We start from the raw sequence: 22,431 nt of genomic DNA, 5'->3' as shown, positions 1-22,431 counted from the left end.
ATGGAAGAATAATACATCTTTTCCGCTTTTTATTCCATTTTTCAGGTACATAGTTTTACCGAATTTTGTACCAGAAAAATAACAGAACATTGAGAAAACAATCTAACTTATCATGGAAAAAATAACAGAATATTTGATTCAAAGCACAGTAAATACTTCTGAAGTAAGAGCTTGGGAAGAGATTGTGATGTTGCCTACATATGGCATTGGTAAAGAAGAAAAAAATCCGATATTTCTTGAGAAACGCGTGTATCAGGGAAGCTCCGGTTCGGTATATCCTTATCCGGTAGTTGAAAAGATTGAAGATGAAAAGCATGACCGTCCCTGGAGAGCTTTCTTTATTGAAAACGAATACATCAAGCTGATGATTCTTCCGGAACTGGGCGGACGTATTCAAATGGCATACGATAAAGTAAAGAAGCGTCATTTCGTATATTATAATCAGGTAATCAAACCGGCATTAGTGGGACTGACCGGACCGTGGATCTCTGGTGGTATTGAGTTTAACTGGCCGCAGCACCATCGTCCCAGTACATATCTTCCTACTGACTGCATGATTGAAGAATTCCCTGATGGAAGCAAGACCATCTGGTGTAGTGAGGTAGAACGTATGTTCCGTACCAAAGGTATGGCAGGCTTTACCCTCTATCCGGGAAAAGCTTACATCGAAATCAAGGCAAAGGTATACAACCGCACTCCGTTCCCGCAGACTTTCTTGTGGTGGGCTAATCCGGCGGTAGTAGTGAACAAAGACTATTATTCTGTGTTCCCGCCCGATGTGAATGCCGTGTTCGACCATGGAAAACGTGCTGTATCCAGCTTCCCTATAGCCACAGGTGAATATTATAAAGTGGATTATTCTGCCGGAGTAGATATTTCACGTTACAAAAACATTCCGGTGCCGACTTCTTACATGGCCATCAATTCGAAATTTGATTTTGTGGGTGGTTATGAAGAACATATTGAAGCAGGATTGTTGCATGTGGCCGATCATCATGTAAATGCCGGTAAGAAACAATGGACCTGGGGTAACGGTGATTTCGGACAGGCTTGGGACCGCAACCTGACGGATGAAGACGGACCATACATTGAACTGATGACCGGTATGTACTGCGATAACCAGCCTGACTTTACCTGGTTGCAGCCTTACGAAGAAAAATCATGGGTGCAGTACTTTATGCCTTATCAGAAAGTAGGTATGGTGAAGAACGCTACTCGTGATGCACTGATCAACTTGCAGCCGGTGGAAGACGGACGTATGAAGGTAATTCTTTATACTACTGCGGCTCACCGTGAAGTACGTGTCATGCTGACCAATACGGTAAATGGAAAGATTTATCTGGATGCGTTGACGGCTGTTTCTCCAGAAAATTCTTATACAGAAATTGTGGCATGTGATACGCAAAAGATGGAGGATTTAAAACTGACCGTACTTGATGAAAAAGGCAAGGTACTGGTAAGTTACCAGGCTGCAAAACCCGAAATCAGACCGATTCCAGAACCGGCTAAGGCAGCACTCGACCCGAAGAAGATTGCCAGCATGGAGCAGCTTTTCCTGACAGGTCATCACCTGGAACAGTATCGTCATGCTACTTATTTGCCGATGGATTATTATATGGAGGCTCTGAGTCGTGATGAAAGCGACATCCGTTGTAACAATGCCGTAGGGTTGCTCCTTATGCGTCGCGGACGTTTTGCGGAAGCTCAGAAATATTTCGACCGTGCCATCAAGACACAGACAGAACGTAACCCGAACCCATACGAGGGAGAACCTTACTACAATTTAGGCTGGAGCAAGAAAATGCAAGGCGACATAGACGGGGCATACGATGCTTTCTTCAAGGCTACCTGGAATGCCGCATGGCAAGATTCTGGTTACATGGGCCTGGCACAGATAGACATGATCCGTGAGGACTATGCAAACGGACTTGACCATATCGACCGTTCGTTGTATCGCAACTGGCTGAATCACAAAGGACGTCAGCTGAAGGTTTCCTTCCTGCGTAAGACTGGTGATTTTGCGAAGGCTGAGGCGCTTATCAATGACTCTTTGGCGATGGATAAGTTCAATATGGGATGCCGTTTCGAATCTTATCTGATTCATACATTGCAGGGAAATACCGAAGCAGCCGCTGCAGCAAAGGCTGAAATGAAAGCTTTGATGCGCGGTGCCGTACACAGCTATTTGGAATATGCCATCGACTATGCATCGGCTGGTATGTATGAAGAAGCTGCTCAGCTATTGTCTTTTGTAACAGAAGAAGATGAAGCCACTTATCCGATGGTATATTATGCACTGGGCTATTTTGCTTCCAAGATGGGTAAGAAAGACGAAGCGCTGAATCTGTACAAGAAAGCTGAAACCATGTGTCCGGACTACTGCTTCCCGAACAAGCTGGAAGAAGTGCTGATGCTGAACGATGCGATGTCGCTTAATCCGGAAGGAGCTAAGGCACCTTATTACTTGGGTAACTTCCACTATGCAGCTCGTATTTACGATGAAGCTATTGCTTGCTGGGAAAAATCAGCATCTATCGATGATACGTATCCTACAGTATTGCGTAACCTGTCATTGGCTTATTATAACAAACAACATAATCCGCAGAAGGCATTGGCTACACTGGAAAAAGCGTACAATTTGGATACTACCGATGCACGTATTCTGATGGAGCTCGACCAGCTTTACAAGAAACTTCGCTATCCGCACCGCCAGCGCTTGGACTTCCTGGAAGCACATGCTGACGTGGTAGAACAGCGTGACGACTTGTGTATTGAACGAATTACGCTCTATAACCAGTTGGGTGAATACCAGAAAGCATACGATTTGATTAATTCCCGTAAGTTCCATCCGTGGGAGGGAGGTGAAGGAAAAGTCACCAGTCAGTATTTACTCTGCCGTGTGGAACTGGCTAAGATTGCCATCCGTGAGGGGCGTTTTGCCGATGCGGTCCGCTTGTTGAAGGAAACAGAAAAATATCCGGATAATTTGGGTGAAGGAAAGCTTTCCATGGCCGAAGAGAACGACATCCACTATTGGATGGGATGTGCTTACGAGGGTCTTGGCGAAGAAGCGTTGGCTAAGGAATACTTTACAAAAGCTACCAAGGGGTCTGCTGAACCTGCCATCGCCTTCTTCTATAACGATCAGCAGCCCGACAAGATTTTCTATCAGGGACTGGCATGGCGTAAGCTGGGTGAAGAAGATAAGGCACGCAGTCGCTTTAACCGCCTGATTAAGCATGGTGAAAAGCATCTGTTCGACAAGGTGAAGATTGACTACTTTGCTGTATCACTTCCCGACTTGCTGATTTGGGACGACGACCTGAACGTACGCAACCAGATTCACTGCAACCTGGTGATGGGTATGGGCTATCTCGGATTGGGTGACAAGGAACAGGCTCGCAAATTCCTGTCTGAAGTAGCTCGTCTGGACATCAACCATCAGGCCGGAAAGCAACTTCTGGAAATGTGTGGATAAGGCTATGTGCTCACTTTTTACAGTATCCCTCCTCTTAAGAAAATACATGTAAAAAGTAAAAAAGTACATTTCTAAGAATGGTTTGATTTATTTCCTTTGTAAGACAAATTAAGAACTATAAAACTTTTAGTTATTAACCTTTATTTATCTATAATATGAAACATGTTTGTTCAGCACTTTTGTTTGTAATGTTTGGTTGTATGCCTATGTATGGTCAATCATTGGGGCAGACCGTAAAGTGGGATTCCAAAAGCTTATTGTTTGATGGGAAACGCGTGGTTCCTGTGATGGGTGAAATACATTATTCACGTATACCTGAGAATGAATGGCGTCAGGAACTGCAAAAGATGAAGGCTGGAGGAGTAACGATGATAGCCAACTATGTATTTTGGAATCACGTCGAGGAAAAAGAAGGAGTTTTTGATTGGAGTAAACAACGTTCGTTGCGGCATTTTCTGGAATTGTGTAAGGATGAGAACTTGCCTGTAGTGCTGCGTATCGGTCCTTTCTGCCATGGAGAAGTTCGTTGTGGCGGTATACCGGACTGGATACTGGAGAAGAATGTGGAGTTGAGAAGTGAGGACCCTAAATTTTTACACTATGTCAAGTTGCTTTATCGGCAGATTTTTACTCAAGTTCAAGGGCTTTTGTGGAAGGATGGTGGGCCGGTAGTGGCTTGTCAGTTTGATAATGAGTATGGAGGTGAAAGCTCCTATTTGATGGCTTTGAAACATATCGCTCAAGAAATAGGTTTTGATTTACCGTTTTATACGCGTACAGGCTGGCCGGAATTGAAAACTCCTATTCCATACGGTGAGATGATTCCACTTTATGGAGATTATGCGGATGGTTTTTGGGATCGCAGCATTAAAGAAACTGCAGGAGATTATTGGAAAGCATTTAACTTCAAACCGTTTCGTTCCTCTTCTGCCATCGCCAGTGAGCAGTTGAAAGAGGTGAACGGACGGATTACAAAGGGGGATGAATTGTATCCTTTTTTTACTTGTGAATTAGGAGGAGGGATGATGACTAGTTACCATCGTCGGGTGTATGTCTATCCTCAGGATGCTTATTCTCTTGCCATTGTAAAACTAGGGTCTGGATCAAATCTCTTGGGATATTATATGTATCATGGGGGAACCAATCCGGAAGGTCACGCTTATCTGAATGAGATGCAGCGCACGCCTTATACAAACTGGAATGATCTTCCGGTTAAGACTTATGATTTTCAAGCTCCTTTGGGAGAGTTCGGACAGAAAAACCCTCATTATTATATTTTACGCAAACTTCATTTGTTTATGCATGACTATGGCGAGACTTTGGCCTCTATGGATGCGTCTTTCCCACAGGCTGACAAGCCTCAAACAAAGGGAATAGACAGTTATTTGCGTTGGAGTTATCGTCAAAAGGATAATAGTGCGTTTGTTTTTGTCAATAATTATGAGCGCTTGCAAAATATAACCGATAAAAAAGGTGTACAGTTTGAGGTGTGTGGTGTGAAATTTCCTCAAAAAAAAATGATCGTTCCTGCGGGTACCTGTTGTATTTTTCCAGTTAACATTGACGGTATACAATATGCGACTGCTCAGATTGTAGCCAAGCGGGATGGAAAGATTTATCTTGAACAAATAGTGGGCATCCCCACTGAAATAGCAGTGGATGGAAAGGTATTGCGCAATGTGAGGGCAAAAGGGCTTGTTTCACCGATATATAGGAATATTTATTTGCTTACTTCCGCTGAGGCTGAAAACTTGTTTTTGCCGGAAGAAGAAAAGTATCGAGTACAATCTTCCATACCAGTTTCGTTTCATAAAAAACAGGATGCCGGTCTACTTCGTAAAATCACTATCGGTGTGGCGGGTGTAGCTGAAGAACCAGTTGATGCCGATTTTGAACAAGCTGCAATTTATCGGATAGATGTTCCTTCAGAAAAAGGATTGCTGTCCATCAAATACCAGGGAGACTGTGCCCGTCTTTACGCAGATGGCAAGTTGTTGGCTGATAATTTCTACAATGGCCGTGAGTTTTTGTATGGGCTATGGCGCTTGCCTCAGGGTGTCAAACAGTTGGAATTACGTATTCTGCCTATGCAGGCCGATGAACCAGTCTATTTTCCGCGCGAGGCGGATACCACACCGGGCGAAAAGGTCATTGCCTGTGTATTGTATGACTAAAAACAGGAAAATGTTATAGTGATATTATCTATATTGTTCAACTCTTTAAATTTTAAATGCAATGAGAAATACAATTCAGAATTTCGCATGTAATTCATGGTCTAAGCGGCTGGGATTGTATGTTTGTTTTCTACTATTGATGGTGGGAACAATTTGGGCACAAAACCAAACCATTAAGGGAACAGTGCTTGATGCAAACGGGGAGTCTATTATTGGGGCTAGTGTACTTCAGAAGGGCACTACTAACGGGACTATTACTGACTTTGAGGGAGGTTTTATCTTGAATAATGTGCCTTCAGATGCTACGATTGAGATTAGTTTTGTGGGATATAAAACACAAACGATTCCGGTAAATGGTCGTTCCACATTCAATATCGTGTTGAAGGAAGACAATGAAATCTTGGATGAAGTGGTGGTTATTGGCTATGGAGTGCAGAAGAAAGCGGATTTGACAGGGTCAGTTGCTAACGTAAACGCGGACAAACTTAACACACAGAGTAATGCCAATATCGGTCAAGCGTTGCAAGGAAAGATTGCCGGTGTGGATATCGTTTCACAAGGTGGTTTGCCTGGACAAGGTACACGAATCATGGTTCGTGGTATCGGAACGTTGAATAACGCTTCTCCTTTGTATATTGTGGATGGGATGTATATGACCAGTATAGATCATATTAATCCGGCAGATATAGAAAGCATAGATGTGTTGAAGGATGCTTCATCTGCTGCTATTTACGGTTCGCGTGCCGCCAATGGAGTGGTTATCGTCACCACAAAGAGCGGGCTGAACACAGAAGGAGCACCTATCATTGATTTCTCAGCGAATTTAGGAGTGAACATGCCTTCCAAGTATCTGGATTTGCTGAATGCCGAGGAATGGGCTTCTGTAACGACTAAATCGCGTGAGGCGGCCGGACTACCTCCTTTGGAGATGGCTCAGGATTTGGCTAATAAGGAAGACAATGACTGGCAAGACATCATGTTCAATCCTGCGCTGATGCAGAACTATAATCTTTCGGTAAAAGGTGGTGGAAAATATTCCACTTATTATACCAGTGTGGGATACACCAATCAGGACGGGACTATGAAAGGTACAAATTACCAGCGTTATACTTTGCAGAGCAAGCTGGATTTGAAAAAAGGTATCTTTCAGGCAGGAACGAACATTGTGTTTACCTATGACCAGAACAAACCGTTGTTGAGTGATATTCGTGGTGGTATGGTGGGACAAACTATCCAGTCTATACCGACACTGGCTCAGTATGATTCTGATAATGCAGGCGGATACGGCGGAACGTATGGGGATGTGTTTAACTTGTATCATCCGTTAGGGATGGCCGATGACAACTTGATGAAGCGCCAGGAAGATAATACGAAAGTGTTTCTGAATGCATACGCTTCAATTGAACCGATTAAAGGGTTGAAGTACAAAATCAATATTACACCTGATTTTCAGTTTTATCGCTATAATAACCATACCGAAGAATATGATTTTGGTTTGAATACAAAAGATTTTACAGAGACTACTGAAACTCAAACTCGTACGCGTAATGTGTTAGTTGAGAATTTGCTGACTTTCGACCGTACGTTTGATGTGCATAAGATTTCTGTGCTGGCTGGCTACACTTATCAGGATACACGTTATCGTTATCTGAGTGGAGGCGGACGGAATATGCCCGCTGGAATAAGTGAGATTGATGCTTCTGCTGATGGAATGAGTGTTAAGGGGAATAGTACACGTTCTGTGATGACTTCTATTTTAGGACGTGTGTTTTATTCTTATAAAGACCGTTATTTGTTTACGGCTACTATTCGTAGGGACGGTTCGTCTAAGTTTGGAAGTAATAACCGTTACGGGAATTTCCCATCTGTGTCTGTCGGTTGGAATATGGCTGAAGAAAGTTTTATTAAAAACAAGTTAAGTTGGTTGGACCAGTTAAAGATTAGAGGAGGATATGGTGTATTGGGAAATCAGGAAATTGATGATTATCAGTATACATCTGTCGTGACTACTGGTATTAACTATCCAGATGGAGACGGTGAATTGTTGGTTGGGGCTTTCCCGAAAAATTTTGCTAGCCTAGATATCCGCTGGGAGGAAACGGCTATGACAAATGTCGGTATTGATTTTATGGCTTTTAGGAATCGGTTGAGTCTTACTGTTGACTGGTATGTTAAGAATACAAAAGATATCTTATTATCTGTTCCAATTCCTATTTCGACAGGTGGGGCTAACGATCCCGTACGTAATGCTGGTAAGATTCGTAATAAAGGTTTTGAATTCAATATTGGATGGAACGATCGTATTAATAATGATTTTTCATATAGTGCGAACTTTATCGGTTCATTTAATAGAAATGAGGTGATTAATATGGGGACAGACTCACAGGTTATTACAGGTGGTACTATTCATGGAGGTACATGGACTACACGTACTTTGGCAGGATACCCGATTGCAGGTTTCTGGCTTATTCCATGTGACGGATATTTCAATAGTGTGGAAGAAGTGAATGCGCATCAGAAAGATGGAGTATTGATTCAACCGAGCGCACAACCCGGTGATATTCGATTCAAGGATACCAATAATGATGGAAGTATCACCGATGATGACCGTGTCTATTGTGGAAGTCCTTTCCCGGACTTTACTTTCTCCATAAACGGCAATGTGACGTATAAAAACTGGGATTTGGCTGTGACTTTCCAAGGAGTATTGGGCAACAAGATATATAATGCCACTCGCTTGGAACTGGAAGATGTGACAAGAGGCGGTAACTATATGAGTACAGTATTGGATTACTGGACTCCGGAAAACCCGAATGCTTCTGTGCCCCGTCTGACTTGGAATGATACGAATCGAAATGCGCGTTCTGAGTCTGACCGTTTTTTAGAAGACGGATCTTATTTCCGTATGCGTAGTTTGCAGATAGGGTATACTTTCCCGAAAAAATGGTTCAAAGGATTTGTAGAGAAGGCTCGTGTGTATGTCAGTGGAGATAATTTGTTTACTATTACGTCTTACACAGGCTATTCTCCCGACGTGAACTCTACTAATATGTATAGTCGTGGTTTCGATGAGTTTATTTATCCGAACAGTCGTACATTTATGATGGGTATTAATGTTACCTTTTAAATGAGAAGAGTATTCATTCCGATACGACAAATGTATTACTTTAAAGAAAAAAATATGAAACGAATTAATAGTTTACTTTATATGGGATTGATGGGCATCGTGTTGTTGTCTTCTTGTGATGCACAGTTGGATCAGGTCAATCCGAATGCTGCTACTGAAGAAACTTTCTGGCAAAATGAAGCAGACTTTGAAAAGGCTTTAGTGTCTTGTTACACTCCGTTAAAAAATGCGCTGAATGGAGGGTACTATGGGACACGTGGTGTGATGATGCGTATTGCACGTGCCGATGAAGTAGAATTTCGAAATGATATTAGTGAAGTGTATCAGGCATGTTATTTTACGAACTCGAATGGAAATTCCTTGTCGCAAGGTATGTTCTATCAGTTCTACAATGCCTTGTATCGCACGAACTCCATTTTGCAGAGACTGGAAGAAAAACAGGAAATATTGTCCGCTGACTTTATAGACAAGGTAAAAGGAGAATGCTTGTTTATCCGTGGCTTTTATTTGTTTCAGTTGGCCAAGGAGTTTAAGGACGTGCCTTTACGTTTGACGGCATCCCAGTCTCCCTCTACCTTCCCTTTGGCTAAATCTACCCAACAGGAGGTATGGAACCAGGCATTGGTGGATTTGGATGCAGCCGCTTCCTTTTTGCCGATTCAGCCGACAGGAAAAGGAAAACCGAGTAAAGGTGCGGCTTATGCTACGATGGGGAAGATTTATTTATATATGGAGGAATATGATAAAGCTATCAAGGTGTTGGAACCATTGACCCACTCGCCTTATACATATAAACTGGTGGATTTTGCTTGGAACTTTGATGAGGCACACGAGAACAATGAGGAGAGTATTTTTGAACTGTTGATAGACCAAGTCGGAGGGACGGATGTCTGGGGAGACGGGGAGAATATTAATTCCACTCAGACAAACAGTCGTCCGGTAGAATATGCTGCTGAGGAAGTTGGAGGTTGGTTTGAAGCCCAACCCACTCAGCAGATGATGGATATATTCCTGAAAGAACGTGACAAGGACGGGAACTATGATTATCGCGCACGTATGAGTGTGGCATGGGATTATCCAGAATGTATGTATTATTTGCGTCCGTTCCGCGATGTGTTTCCTAAAGCGGATTGGAATACGTATTGGATATTGAAATATCAGAATTGGAATACGATGGAACGGGAACCGGCTAGTTGTATGTCAAGCATTAATGAGCGTGCAATCCGTTATGCGGAAGTTCTTTTACAGTTGGCCGAGTGTTATTTGTTCAGTCCGACACAGAAAGATTTGGTAAAGTCTGTCTCCTATATCAATGAGATACGTCGGCGGGCTAATCTGAATGATTACAGCGGAGCTATGACAGAAAATGCTATTTTTGAGGACTTGGAACATCAGCGTGCTATTGAGTTTTTTGTGGAAGGGGAACGTTTTTACGACTTGCGCCGCTGGGGGCTGTTAGAGGAACGCTTGAAGACTTGTAATCCTGTACGTTATTCGCAGTTTATGACGGGTGTAGTGAATGGTACGAACCGTTATTATTATTATCCTATTCCTGCAAAGGAGTTGGAGACAAATGATTTGTGTACACCAAGTGAAGGATGGTGATTCAGGGGTAAATTGTTCGATAATATTTAAAAAAAAGAAGGGATGAGTTTTTCTCATCCCTTTTTCTTCATCCGATATTCTTTAGGTGACATGTGCATGTATTTGGTGAATACTTTTGAAAAATAATACGGATCATTAAAGGCGAGTTCAAAAGCTATTTCTTTTGCTTTCTTGTCGGTAAAGTCCAAGAGCTGGCATGCCTTCTGAATTTTCAACTGATTGAAATAGTTGATGGGAGACATACCCGATTTTTGTGTAAAGAGTGTACTCAGATAAGTAGGTGAGTAGTTCACGCTTTTGGCCATGTCTTCCAGTGTCAGTTGCTTGTCCAGATTAGCCTTCATGTAGTTGATGACTTTCTGTATGGTATCTTGTGTTTTGGGCTTGTTGATTTCGCGGAACTGAGGAATGTACCGGAAGGAGCCGAGCAGGTACCATAGGCAGAGCGTGATGTACTCTAAGTTTTCAATGCTGTATCCCATTTCAAGGTTTACTAAAATCTCATTGAACAACTGGATGCGGTCGTTGAAACGGGCCGTAGGCGAATCGTCAATGTAGATGGTACGGTTGAACAGCTCGGAAAACAGGTGGCTTTGTTCACCGGTAAAATGAATCCAGTAAATGCTCCACGGATGGCTGGTAGAAGCGGCGTATACATGCGGTGTACCCGCTTCGATAATGAAGAAATCGTTCTTTTTTACCGTGCATCTTCCTTTTCCGATATTGTACCAGCCTTCTCCTTCGTGGCAGTAAATCAGAATGTGCTGCGGGCTTCCTTCTGCACGTTCCCGGTAGTGACCTTCCGCATGCGGATAGTAGCCAACATCTGTGGGATGCAGCAGACGAGTCATGGGGTTTTCTTTTATTTTCAAAAGATTCTCTTGAGGAATGACGATGGCTTTCTCATTGGGGAATCCGTCTTTCTTCTTTTCCATAGTGTATTTGTTTGTGAGGACAAATGTAGGTATTTATTTGGATTTTAGTGGAGACTTCCTGAAGAGATTTCTCCTTTCAGAAAGATAAAACTTAAAATCGAAAAATATTACATCCTTTTGCGAAAATACCACATTCGGAGATGGTGGTTTATGCGTAATTTTGTCATCTGTGAAATGGTTTGTAAACTCAAAATTTGATAATATGAAAGCAGCAGCATTACTCTCATTTTCTTTGCTTTGTTTTTCTTGCAGTCAGCAGACTGACAAGATTGATCTGTCTGGCTCATGGACGTTCTCTACGGACAGTATGGACTGGAGCCGGGTGATTGAACTGCCGGGATCAATGGCTTCCAACGGTTTGGGGGAAGATATTGCCGTGGGGACTGATTGGACAGGCGGTATTGTAGATTCTTCCTATTTCTTTAAACCTTCGTATGCCAAATACCGTGAGGCTGGAAATATCAAGGTGCCTTTTTGGCTTCAACCGGTAAAATATTACAAAGGTAAGGCGTGGTATCAGAAAGAAGTGGTGATTCCGGACAGTTGGGAAGGAAAGGATATTTCTCTCTTTCTGGAACGCTGCCACTGGGAAAGCCGTTTGTATGTAGACGGAAAGGAAATCGGTATGCGGAATGCCCTGGGTGCTCCTCACCGTTATGACCTGACAGGCAAGCTTTCAGCTGGAAAGCATGTGTTGATGCTGTGTGTGGATAACCGGGTGAAGAACATCGATCCGGGGGAGAACTCACACAGCATTTCCGACCATACGCAAGGAAACTGGAATGGGGTAGTGGGTGACATGTTCTTAGAGGTAAAACCGGAAGTAAATGTGTCTTCTGTCAAGATTATGCCGGAGCGTCTGGCCAAGAAAGTCAGTGTGTCGGCTTCCTTGATGAACCGTTATGAGAAAGAAACGAGTGTGGTACTCGAAATGACGGTAGGCAATGAAAAAGTACAGCAACAGTCTACCTTGAAGCCGGGCAAGAATCAGGTGGTGATGTCGCTGGCCATGAAGGGAGATATTAAGTGCTGGGATGAGTTTTCTCCATCCTTATATGATTTGAAGCTGAGTGTGAAGGATGCAGAGAGCGGTGAAACGGATGTCTATACGGAACGCTTTGGTTTCCGCGATGTGAAGGTCGTAGACGGAAAATTGACCATTAACGACCGCCGTTTGTTCCTGCGTGGTACGCTGGATTGTGCCGTATTCCCGAAGACCGGTTTCCCACCTACGGATGTAGAGTCCTGGAAAAAGATTTATACCACCTGCCAGCAACACGGATTGAATCACGTGCGTTTCCATTCCTGGTGTCCGCCGGAAGCTGCTTTTGTGGCTGCCGATGAGATGGGTATGTACCTGGAGATAGAATGTTCTTCCTGGGCTAACCAGTCGACTACCATTGGCGACGGAGGTGATCTGGATCGCTTTATCTGGGAGGAAAGTGAACGCATCGTCCGTGAGTTTGGTAACCATCCTTCTTTCTGCATGATGATGTACGGTAACGAACCGGCTGGTGAGGGAAGTAATGCCTATCTGACTAATTTCGTTACTACCTGGAAAGAGCGCGATGCCCGCCGTTTATATTGTTCGGGTGCCGGATGGCCCAATTTGCCGGTTAACGACTTCTTGAGCGATTCTAACCCTCGTATTCAGGCATGGGGACAAGGAGTAAAGAGTATTATCAATGCACAGGCACCGCGTACCGATTATGACTGGTCGGAATATGTCGGGCGTTTCCAGCAGCCGATGGTGAGCCACGAAATCGGTCAGTGGTGTGTATATCCCAACTTTAAGGAAATGGCTAAATACGATGGGGTGATGCGTCCGCGCAACTTTGAGATATTCCAGGAAACACTGGCTGAAAACGGTATGGCACATTTGGCAGACAGTTTCCTGTTGGCTTCCGGAAAATTGCAGGCTTTGTGTTATAAGGCCGATATTGAAGCCGCCTTGCGTACAAAAGACTTCGGTGGATTCCAGTTGTTGGGCTTGTCTGATTTCCCGGGTCAGGGTACGGCGCTGGTAGGAGTGCTCGATGCGTTTTGGGAAGAGAAAGGCTACATCCGTCCGGAAGAATACCGTCGTTTTTGTAACAGCACGGTGCCATTGCTGCGTTTGCCGAAGCTGATTTATACCAACAAGGAAACCGTGAAAGGTAGTCTGGAAGTGGCGCATTTCGGAGCCGCTCCGTTGGAGGTGACCTCTACTGCCTGGACTCTGAAAACAAAAGAAGGAAAGACTATCGCTTCGGGCAAGCTGGCACATCAGCCGGTAGGTATCGGCAACTGTATTCCGCTGGGACAACTGGAGATTCCGTTGGATAAGGTGGACGTTCCTTCATGCCTGACACTGGAAGCTACATTGGGAGATTACGCCAACAGCTGGCACATCTGGGTATATCCTGCTGCGGTACAGAAAGTAGCTGATGAAGCACAACTGCTGATGACCGACCGTCTGGATGCAAAAGCGTTGCAACGTCTTCAGGAAGGTGGCAACGTACTGCTTTCTTTACGGAAAGGCTCCTTGCCTGCTGAAGCGGGAGGTGAAGTTGAGATAGGTTTCTCCAGCATCTTCTGGAATACGGCCTGGACGCTGGGACAAGCACCGCACACGCTAGGTATCTTGTGTAACCCTGCTCATCCGGCACTTTCAGAGTTCCCCACAGAGTATTACAGTGATTATCAGTGGTGGGATGCCATGAGTCATTCCGGTGCTATTGAAGTGGCCAAGATTAACAAGAACTTGCAGCCGATTGTACGGGTTATCGACGACTGGTTTACGAACCGTCCGCTGGCTTTGCTGTTCGAAGCGAAGGTGGGTAAGGGCAAGCTACTTGTATCGGGAATCGATTTCTGGCAGGACATGGATAAACGTACGGAAGCCCGTCAGTTACTCTACAGCTTGAAGAAATACATGTGCAGTGACCGCTTCAATCCTTCTTCTGAAGTCGATGCGAAAGATTTAAGTATTTTGTCTTCCGCCAAAAATCAAAAATAACCACAGAAATATCATTTTTTCCTGCAAACTTGGGATAGTTCTTCTACCTTTGTTTGCAGGAATTTTCACATGAATACATAGAACAATGAAAAACACAACGCATCTTATTTTAGGAATGCTGGCCTTGACTTTCGGAATGGAGGTGAAGGCACAGATTCAGCTTCCGTCGGTTTTCTCTGATGGAATGGTGTTACAACAGAACAGTAAGGTAGCCGTATGGGGATGGGGAAATCCGTCTGAAACCCTGATGATTCTCTCCGAATGGAATCCGGGTGACACCGTGCGTACGGTGGTCGATAATCAGGGACGCTGGAAGGCAGAGGTGCCGACCGGACGTGCCGGAGGTCCGTATACACTTGAAGTGAAAGGCGGAAACGACAGCCGGAAATTGTCGGATGTGATGTTGGGTGAAGTCTGGCTGTGCAGCGGACAATCGAACATGGAATGGTCGGCCAATATGGGAATCATGAATGGCGAGCAGGAGGTGAAACAGGCCGCTAGCCCGTCTGTGCGTATCTTCCATAATCCCAAGCAAGGAGCCGATACACCTCAGACCGACTGCCGCACAAAGTGGGAGGTGGCTACTCCCGAAAGTATGCGCGTGCCACTGCTTACTTCTTTGCCCGCTACCTGACTGAACATCTGAAAGTGCCCGTAGGAATTTTAGTATCCGCCTGGGGAGGTACACCGGCTGAAGTGTGGACACCGGCCGAAATCGTGGAAAAAGATGAGATACTTTCGAAGAATAAATTAAAAGACTATCCCTGGTGGCCGATTAAGCCGGGTGTATTGTATAATCAGATGATTCATCCGCTGGTGCCTTATCAGATTGCCGGATGCATCTGGTATCAGGGAGAAAGCAATCACGAAAATGCACCTTCGTATGCCCGTCTGGTATCCAAGATGGTGGAGGCGTGGCGAAAAGATTTCGAATGGGACTTCCCGTTCTATTACGTGCAGATTGCACCTCATACGTACGGAGCGAAGAACAACACCCCGGCTTTGTTGCGCGAGCAGCAGGAACTCATGTTAGGACAGGTAAAGAATACTGCCATGATCAATATTTCTGATTTGGTGGAGAATGTAAAAGACATTCATCCGCGTAACAAGCGGGCCATTGGAGAACGTCTGGCCTGTCTGGCTATGGACAAAGTCTACGGACAGTTCACCGGTGCTTACGAGAGTCCGTGTCTGCACGATGCTCGCGTGGTGAAGCGAAACCTGGAAGTCACGTTGGAGGGGAATTTTAATACCTTGCATTCCACCACCAAAGAGGTGACAGGCTTGACGGTCGTAGACTGTACAGGGAAACAGGTTGCAGTTAATGCCCGCTTGAAAGGCAAGAGCTTGCAGATTCCGCTGCGAGGATTGAAAGCACCTTATCAGGTATATTATTGTTTTGATGAAGCGACCATTGGCAGTCTCCGTACAGATGCGGATATGCCGGTGCTTCCATTCCGTACAGCAAAAATAGAAGTGAAATGAAAAAGTGGTTATGTATGTTAGTCTGCTGCCTGTCTGTTTATGTACAGGCACAGGTCTGGACTTTAAAAGAGAAAGAGCCGGCTGCTCCCGGCACATGGTGGTGTTTCCGTAATACGGTGACATTGGACGAACAGCCCCGTTCACTGGAACTGCGTCTGGCTGCCGATACGAAATACTGGCTTTGGGTAAACGGCGAGTTGCAAGTGTCGGAAGGAGGATTGAAACGCGGTCCGAACCCTTTGGACACCTATTGCGATGTGATAACTTCACTTCCCGCCTTGCGTGCGGGCGAGAATACCGTAGCCTTGCTGGTGTGGTACTTTGGCAAGGATGGTTTCAGCCATCGCAATTCCTCTACGGCAGGCATCAGTTTCTCCCTTTCTTGCAACGGCAAGGAGGTGGAACCCGATGCAAAATGGCGGGTGAAAAAGCATCCGGCCTATTATGTGCCGCAGGGCGAACAGCCCAACTATCGTCTGGCAGAGTCAAACATCGGGTTCGATGCAGTGAAAGATATCCCTTTCATGTCGCCCGATTATGATGACAAGAAATGGAAGAAAGCCACGGAAATAACACTGGAAAAAGCCGGATGGAATCAGCTGGTAGACCGCCCCATTCCGTTCTGGAAAGATTATGGGCTGAAGCCTTATGCGAAGACAGAGATGCAGGGCGATACGTTGCTGCGGGCTTACCTGCCTTACAATGCACAGATAACTCCTTACATCCGCCTGAAAGCACCGGCTGGCAAGTGCATCCGTATCCGTACGGATAATTACCGGGGCGGTTCGGCCACCAACGTATTTGCCGAATATCGCACGTGTGAAGGAGAACAGACATTTGAATGCAAGGGCTGGATGAACGGCCACTATGTGCTGTATGAACTTCCGGAAGGTGTGGAAGTGCTTGATGTGAAGTACCGTGAGACGGGTTACGACACCTCCTTTGCCGGCAGTTTCTCCTGCGATGACCCGATGCTCACCCGTTTGTGGGACAAGTCGCAGCGTACGCTCTACATCACCATGCGCGAACCTATATGGACTGTCCCGATCGCGAGCGTGCCCAGTGGTGGGGCGACGTGGTGAACGAATTGGGCGAAGCTTTCTATGCCCTCGACGAAAAGGCTCACCTGCTGACTCGCAAGGGTATTCATGAACTGATGGGGTGGCAGCGGGCCGATAGCACCATCTTTGCACCCGTTCCGGCTGGAAACTATAAGGATGAATTGCCCATGCAGATGCTAGCCAGTGTGAGTCATTACGGTTTCTGGACCTACTATATGGGTACGGGCGACCAGCAGACCATTGCCGACGTGCTGCCACGGGTAAAGAAATACATCCATGTGTGGAAAACAGATGCCCAAGGCTTGGTGATACCCCGTTCCGACGGATGGACCTGGGGCGACTGGGGAGAAAACAAGGACATGACCCTGCTGTTCAACCTCTGGTATGCGATTGCCCTGAAAGGATACGAAGAAATGAACCAGTTGGCTGGCGAGGCAGAAGAAGCTGCCTGGGCGCGTACCACCGCCGACAAGCTGCGTAAAGAGTTTCACCGTACGTTCTGGAACGGAAAATACTACGTCTCTCCGGGTTATCAGGGCAAACCCGATGACCGTGCGCAGGCACTGGCCGTCGTATCCGGAGTCTTGCCCAAAGAACTGTATCCGGTGATTCGTCCTTTCTTTTCCACCTGGTATCATGCCAGTCCGTACATGGAGAAATATGTGCTCGAAGCTCTTTGCACGATGGGGTATTATCAGGACGCCCTGAACCGCATGAAGTTGCGTTATAGCGCCATGATAGAAAGTCCGCTGACCACACTTTGGGAAGGCTGGGGCATCGGCAGTGAAGGTTTCGGAGGCGGTACCTACAATCACGCTTGGAGCGGCGGTCCGCTGACCATTCTTTCACAATACATCGCCGGCATTGAAACGCTGGAACCAGCTTTCCGTACATTCCGTGTGGCACCTCATCCGGCACATTTGAACTTCATCCGTACCCAGGTGCCGTTGTCGGGCGGTCGTCGCATCGTGTTTGAAATGGACAAGTCGGCTCACGGTGGAACCATGTACCTGCGGGTACCGGAAGGAACTTCCGCACAGGTAGTGCTTCCTGCCGAATTCCAGCGCTGGAGTGTGAACGGCGAACTGAAAAACGAACGTCAGCTGACGCTGGCTGCCGGAGAATGGCATTTTGAAATGAGCGAGAAATAGTATTCTTTAGTCCTTGTGTGAAGGACATCCGTTGCACCCACTACATCCGCATCCACATCCGTTTGATTTCCCTTTTCGGCGGATGAGGGTGTGGAAGAAGTGCCTGCCGGCCCAGAGAAGGCAGCAGACTACAATGATATATACGAGAACGTTTTGAATATCCATATTACGAATAGTTTTAGATGAATAAACTTCCTATCTGATAGACTCCGAATGCTACAAGCCAGGCTAATATGGTGGTGTAGGTCGCGGCAAAGATGGCCCATTTCCATCCACCTGATTCCTGCTTGATGGCAGCTAAGGTGGCAATACACGGGAAGTAAATCAGTACGAACAACATGTATCCGTAGGCTACGAGCGGTGTGATGGGGATACGTTCGGAAAGGTCGACGGTATCCACATCGTCTTCGTTGGTGTAGAGTACTCCCAAGGTACTTACCACAAGTTCTTTGGCTCCGATTCCCGACAGGATACCGATACCCATCTTCCAGTCGAATCCCAACGGCTCGATGGCTGGTTCAATGGCTTTTCCCAACTGGCCGATATAGGAATTTTCCTGCTGTTCGGCAGTGGTTTCGTACGCTTCGTGGTTAGGATAATATCCCAGGAACCAGATGATAATGGAGGCTACCATGATGATTCCGCCCATCTTTTTGAGGTATTGCTTTCCTTTTTCCCATGTGTGGCGCAGTACGACTTTGGCGGTCGGCATACGGTAGGGAGGAAGTTCCATCACGAAGGGGCTGTCATCGCCTTTCACCAGGAACTTGGTGAAGATGCGGGCCATGAGTACGGCCAGCAGGATGCCGATGGCATAGATGGACAACAGAATCAGACTGGCTTTGCCGGGGAAGAATGCGCCGATCATGACCAGGTAGATGGGAAGGCGGGCACTGCACGACATGAGCGGGTTCACTAACATGGTGACCAGTCGTGCCTTGCGGCTCTCGATGATACGTGATGACATGATGGCAGGTACATTACATCCGAATCCCATGATGAGCGGGATGAACGATTTCCCGTGAAGTCCCATTTTATGCATGATTTTATCCATGATAAAGGCCGCACGTGCCATATAGCCGGAATCTTCCATAAAGGAGATGAAAAAGTAGAGCAGCAGGATGTTCGGCAGGAAGACAATCACGCCTCCTACGCCGCCAATGATTCCGTCGATAATCAGGTCTTTCAGCGGGCCCGGACTCAGGAAGGTCTCTGTTCCCTGTGCAATAAGTCCCACGAGCCATTCAATGGCTTGTTGCGGGTATTCTCCCAACACAAAGGTACCTTCGAACATGATATACAGGAAGATGAAGAAAATGGGAAATCCCCAGAAACGGTTGGTCACGATGCTGTCTACCACTCGTGTAAACGCTTCCGTGTCATGATTATTTTGGGTGAAGGTTTCCTTCAAGGCTCCTGAGATAAAGCCATATTTGGCGTCGGCGATGCATTGTTCGCTGTCGTCGTTGCCCAGCTCACGCAGGCGTGTCGCTTCGTTGTCTCTGATAGCTAGGATTTCTGCTCCGTTGGGCAGGGGAGCGATGACGCGTGTCTCTATATCCTTGTCGTTTTCCAGCAACTTGATGGCCAGAAAACGGGTAGAGTATTTGTGGCGGATATTTTCGTTTTTACTGATTTCCCTTTTTACGTTGTTGATGCTCCGTTCAATTTCCGGTCCGTGGTTGATGTGGATGTGGCGGATAAAACCTTTGGCGGTGAAGTTGTCTTCTTCGCCTGCCCCTTCATACTTATGTCCGGGCACATAGGCATCGTGCCATTCGCGGAAGTCGCGGAGAATTTCGTTCTTGATTTCTTCTTTCTGCCCCATGAAGTCGGCTCCTTCATACAAGCCGATGATGACGTGGAACAGGTTGTCAATGCCTTCACCCGTACGGCTTATCGTCGGCACCATGGGTACTCCCAACAATTCGCTCAACTTGTGGTAGTTCAGTTTGTTGCCGCTGTGCTGCAGGGCATCGTACATATTCAGTGCCACTACCATGCGTACGTTCATGTCAATAAGCTGAGTAGTGAGGTAGAGATTACGTTCCAGATTGCCTGCGTCCACTACGTTGATAATCACATCGGGTGTTTCCTCGATGATGTGTTTACGTACATAGAGCTCTTCCGGACTGTAGGCCGAAAGGGAGTAAGTACCCGGCAAGTCTACCAGGCGGAAATGATAACCTTGAAAATCAAAGAAACCCTCTTTGGCATCTACGGTCACACCGCTGTAGTTGCCCACGTGTTCGTGTCCACCTGAAGCGACGTTGAAAAGTGAGGTTTTCCCGCAGTTCGGATTTCCCACCAATGCCACATTGATGGTACGTCGTTTTCCCTGAGCAATGTTTTTCATTACCTCATCGCTTACGGGGATACCCTGCGAAATAGGTTCATGGTAAGTATCTGTGGCGGCTGTACGTCGTGCTTCTTCTTCGCTGACGATTTCAATCATATCGGCTTCCTGTCGGCGGAGGGATACTTCGTAACCCATTATTTTGTATTTGATGGGGTCTTTGAGCGGTGCATTGAGTACCACTTCCACTGTTTTTCCCTTAATGAACCCCATTTCAATGATGCGACGGCGGAATCCTCCGTGTCCGAGGACTTTGATGATGACGCCTTTTTCGCCAGTTTTCAATTCAGAGAGTTTCATGTTTTATTCACTGTTTTAATTCGATGCAAAGATAGGGCATTGCATCTTTTTCTGCAAACTATTTAGAATGTTTTTAAATTACGACATCTGTATGGGGCTTTTTCATTTTTTATCTCTAAGTTTGTACTATGTTTATAAGGAAAGTCAGTCAGTTTATAGAAGAAAAGCACTTGTTGGGCTCTGGCAACAAAGTGCTGGTGGCATTGAGCGGCGGGGCCGACTCGGTGGCTCTGTTGCGAGTGCTTCTGCGTTTGGGTTATGTATGTGAGGCGGCTCATTGCAATTTCCATCTTCGGGGAGAAGAGTCGGTGCGCGATGAGCGTTTTGTGCGGGCATTGGCTGAAAGCTTAGGAGTGCCTTTGCATGTGATTCATTTTGATACAAACGCTTATGCAGCTTCTCATAATGTATCGGTCGAGATGGCGGCCCGTGAGTTGCGTTATGACTGGTTCGCAAAATTGCGGCAGGAATGCGGAGCAAAGGTAGTGGCTGTAGCACATCACCGTGATGATAGTGTGGAAACTTTTCTGCTCAACCTGGTGCGAGGAACAGGCATCAATGGCTTGCAAGGCATCCGCCCGGTGAATGGAGAGGTAGTGCGCCCGTTACTGTGTGTAAGTCGTGCGGAGATTTTGGACTATCTTTCTTCGTTGGGACAGGATTATGTGACAGACAGCACTAACCTGCAGGATGAGTTTGTGCGCAACAAGCTTCGTCTGAATGTGATTCCGATGCTGGAAACCATCAATCCGTCAGTGAGTGATACGATTGTGGAAACCGCACGCAGGTTGGCTGATGTGGCGCAAGTGTATCAGGAGGCCATACAAGCAGCCAGGAAACGGGTAATGCCTGATGGAGAAACTATTAATATTCCTACCTTGTGCAGGGAGCCGGGCGCACAGAATCTGCTTTTTGAACTGCTATACCCCTTGGGTTTCAATGCGGCACAGGTAAGTGATGTGTTTCGTGCGTTGCATGGAGAATCAGGGCGGATGTTTCACAGCCGCGAATGGACGTTACTGATAGATCGTGATCGGTTGATACGTCGTCCGTCAGGTGAAGTAGAACCTCAGCCCGAATTGTGTGTGGAGAGAATGGAAGTGGATACCGATTTTTTAGTACCCCATACTAATGAGGAAGCGTATATCGATGCGTCAATGGTACATGGGGAATTGACTTTACGCAAGTGGCAGTCGGGCGACAAATTTATTCCATTTGGAATGAAAGGCTTTAAATCGGTACGTAATTATTTGCGTGACAAAAAGTTTTCCCGTTTTGAGAAAGAGCGTCAGTGGGTGGTGTGTGATGGCGACCGCATCGTGTGGCTCGTCAATGAACGGGTAGATAATCGTTTCAGAGTGATGCCAGAGACGCGGTTGGTCATAAAAATGAAGGTAAAGTTTGTGTAATTGCATAATCTGCAGATTTTTGTATTAAAAGATGCAAAAAAAGAGAGGGTAAAGTTATCACATTGAGGGAATTGTATTTACTTTGAATACGTTTAATTTAAATTATAGTCAGAATTATGAACGAATTAATTGCAAAAATCAAAGAATTGAATGCTGCTTTGGTTGCAGATGCTGAATTGCAGGCTGAAAAAGGAAACAAAGCTGCAGGAACTCGTGCCCGTAAGGCATCCTTGGAGTTGGAAAAAGTTTTGAAAGAATTTAGAAAAGTATCTCTGGAAGAGTCAAAAAAATAAATAGTTTCAAGACGGACTCATGTCTGAGGGAGAGAGGTTATAGCCGGTGCGGTTAAGAT

At 45.9% G+C, this 22,431-nt stretch carries 14 protein-coding genes; 11 read left to right on the top strand and 3 right to left on the bottom strand.

Going from position 1 to position 22,431, the window contains the following annotated elements; genetic code table 11:
- Nucleotides 1–112 precede the first annotated feature (112 nt).
- The 4 genes from DXD04_RS08830 to DXD04_RS08815 all read left to right on the top strand — a co-directional run bounded on the left by DXD04_RS08830 (nucleotide 113) and on the right by DXD04_RS08815 (nucleotide 10,384).
- The gene (locus DXD04_RS08830) at nucleotides 113–3,478 is read left to right on the top strand and encodes a DUF5107 domain-containing protein (RefSeq protein WP_117672690.1); all 3,366 of its coding nucleotides are present in this window, start codon (nucleotides 113–115) and stop codon (nucleotides 3,476–3,478) included.
- 155 nt (nucleotides 3,479–3,633) lie between these two features.
- The gene (locus tag DXD04_RS08825; RefSeq protein ID WP_117672688.1) at nucleotides 3,634–5,652 is read left to right on the top strand and encodes a beta-galactosidase; all 2,019 of its coding nucleotides are present in this window, start codon (nucleotides 3,634–3,636) and stop codon (nucleotides 5,650–5,652) included.
- Nucleotides 5,653–5,713: 61 nt separating this feature from the next.
- Nucleotides 5,714–8,779, top strand: a complete 3,066-nt coding sequence (locus DXD04_RS08820; protein ID WP_117672686.1) for a SusC/RagA family TonB-linked outer membrane protein — start codon at nucleotides 5,714–5,716, stop codon at nucleotides 8,777–8,779.
- Nucleotides 8,780–8,833: 54 nt separating this feature from the next.
- On the top strand, nucleotides 8,834–10,384 hold the full coding sequence (locus DXD04_RS08815; RefSeq protein WP_229035377.1) for a RagB/SusD family nutrient uptake outer membrane protein: 1,551 nt from the start codon (nucleotides 8,834–8,836) through the stop codon (nucleotides 10,382–10,384).
- Nucleotides 10,385–10,437: 53 nt separating this feature from the next.
- Here DXD04_RS08815 and DXD04_RS08810 read toward each other — a convergent pair whose 3' ends face one another.
- Nucleotides 10,438–11,319 (bottom strand): AraC family transcriptional regulator, encoded by an 882-nt coding sequence (locus DXD04_RS08810; protein ID WP_117672684.1) that lies wholly within the window; start codon nucleotides 11,317–11,319, stop codon nucleotides 10,438–10,440.
- A gap of 202 nt (nucleotides 11,320–11,521) precedes the next feature.
- Between DXD04_RS08810 and DXD04_RS08805 the strand changes: the two genes are divergently transcribed.
- From DXD04_RS08805 to DXD04_RS16895, 5 genes are all read left to right on the top strand, one after another.
- Nucleotides 11,522–14,317 (top strand): sugar-binding domain-containing protein, encoded by a 2,796-nt coding sequence (locus tag DXD04_RS08805; RefSeq protein WP_117672682.1) that lies wholly within the window; start codon nucleotides 11,522–11,524, stop codon nucleotides 14,315–14,317.
- An 85-nt stretch (nucleotides 14,318–14,402) separates the two neighbouring features.
- Nucleotides 14,403–14,951 (top strand): hypothetical protein, encoded by a 549-nt coding sequence (locus DXD04_RS08800; RefSeq protein ID WP_117672680.1) that lies wholly within the window; start codon nucleotides 14,403–14,405, stop codon nucleotides 14,949–14,951.
- Nucleotides 14,888–15,802: a sialate O-acetylesterase gene (locus DXD04_RS08795; protein WP_181977475.1), complete on the top strand. Its 915-nt coding sequence runs from the start codon at nucleotides 14,888–14,890 to the stop codon at nucleotides 15,800–15,802. Before DXD04_RS08800 ends, DXD04_RS08795 begins: the two co-directional genes overlap by 64 nt.
- On the top strand, nucleotides 15,799–16,884 hold the full coding sequence (locus tag DXD04_RS16900; RefSeq protein WP_259299540.1) for a hypothetical protein: 1,086 nt from the start codon (nucleotides 15,799–15,801) through the stop codon (nucleotides 16,882–16,884). The genes DXD04_RS08795 and DXD04_RS16900 overlap by 4 nt, the downstream gene beginning before the upstream one ends.
- Nucleotides 16,836–18,014, top strand: coding sequence for an alpha-L-rhamnosidase-related protein (locus tag DXD04_RS16895; RefSeq protein WP_259299539.1), 1,179 nt, complete (start codon nucleotides 16,836–16,838; stop codon nucleotides 18,012–18,014). Before DXD04_RS16900 ends, DXD04_RS16895 begins: the two co-directional genes overlap by 49 nt.
- A 6-nt stretch (nucleotides 18,015–18,020) precedes the next feature.
- Here the strand turns inward: DXD04_RS16895 and DXD04_RS08785 are convergent, their stop codons facing one another.
- Both DXD04_RS08785 and feoB read right to left on the bottom strand, forming a co-directional pair.
- Nucleotides 18,021–18,179, bottom strand: coding sequence for a FeoB-associated Cys-rich membrane protein (locus DXD04_RS08785; protein WP_117672675.1), 159 nt, complete (start codon nucleotides 18,177–18,179; stop codon nucleotides 18,021–18,023).
- Nucleotides 18,180–18,192: 13 nt separating this feature from the next.
- On the bottom strand, nucleotides 18,193–20,670 hold the full coding sequence (gene feoB, locus DXD04_RS08780; RefSeq protein ID WP_117672673.1) for a ferrous iron transport protein B: 2,478 nt from the start codon (nucleotides 20,668–20,670) through the stop codon (nucleotides 18,193–18,195).
- Nucleotides 20,671–20,798: 128 nt separating this feature from the next.
- Between feoB and tilS the strand changes: the two genes are divergently transcribed.
- Both tilS and DXD04_RS08770 read left to right on the top strand, forming a co-directional pair.
- On the top strand, nucleotides 20,799–22,079 hold the full coding sequence (gene tilS / locus DXD04_RS08775) for a tRNA lysidine(34) synthetase TilS (RefSeq protein ID WP_117672671.1): 1,281 nt from the start codon (nucleotides 20,799–20,801) through the stop codon (nucleotides 22,077–22,079).
- Nucleotides 22,080–22,195: 116 nt separating this feature from the next.
- Nucleotides 22,196–22,372, top strand: a complete 177-nt coding sequence (locus DXD04_RS08770) for a histone H1 (RefSeq protein ID WP_007561922.1) — start codon at nucleotides 22,196–22,198, stop codon at nucleotides 22,370–22,372.
- Nucleotides 22,373–22,431: the final 59 nt, after the last annotated feature.

Source organism: Phocaeicola plebeius (genome assembly GCF_003437535.1).
In the GTDB taxonomy this organism is placed as follows: Bacteria; Bacteroidota; Bacteroidia; order Bacteroidales; family Bacteroidaceae; genus Phocaeicola; species Phocaeicola plebeius_A.
The sequence above is the reverse complement of the archived record's forward strand: the minus strand, read 5'-3'. Positions and strand labels throughout refer to the sequence as shown.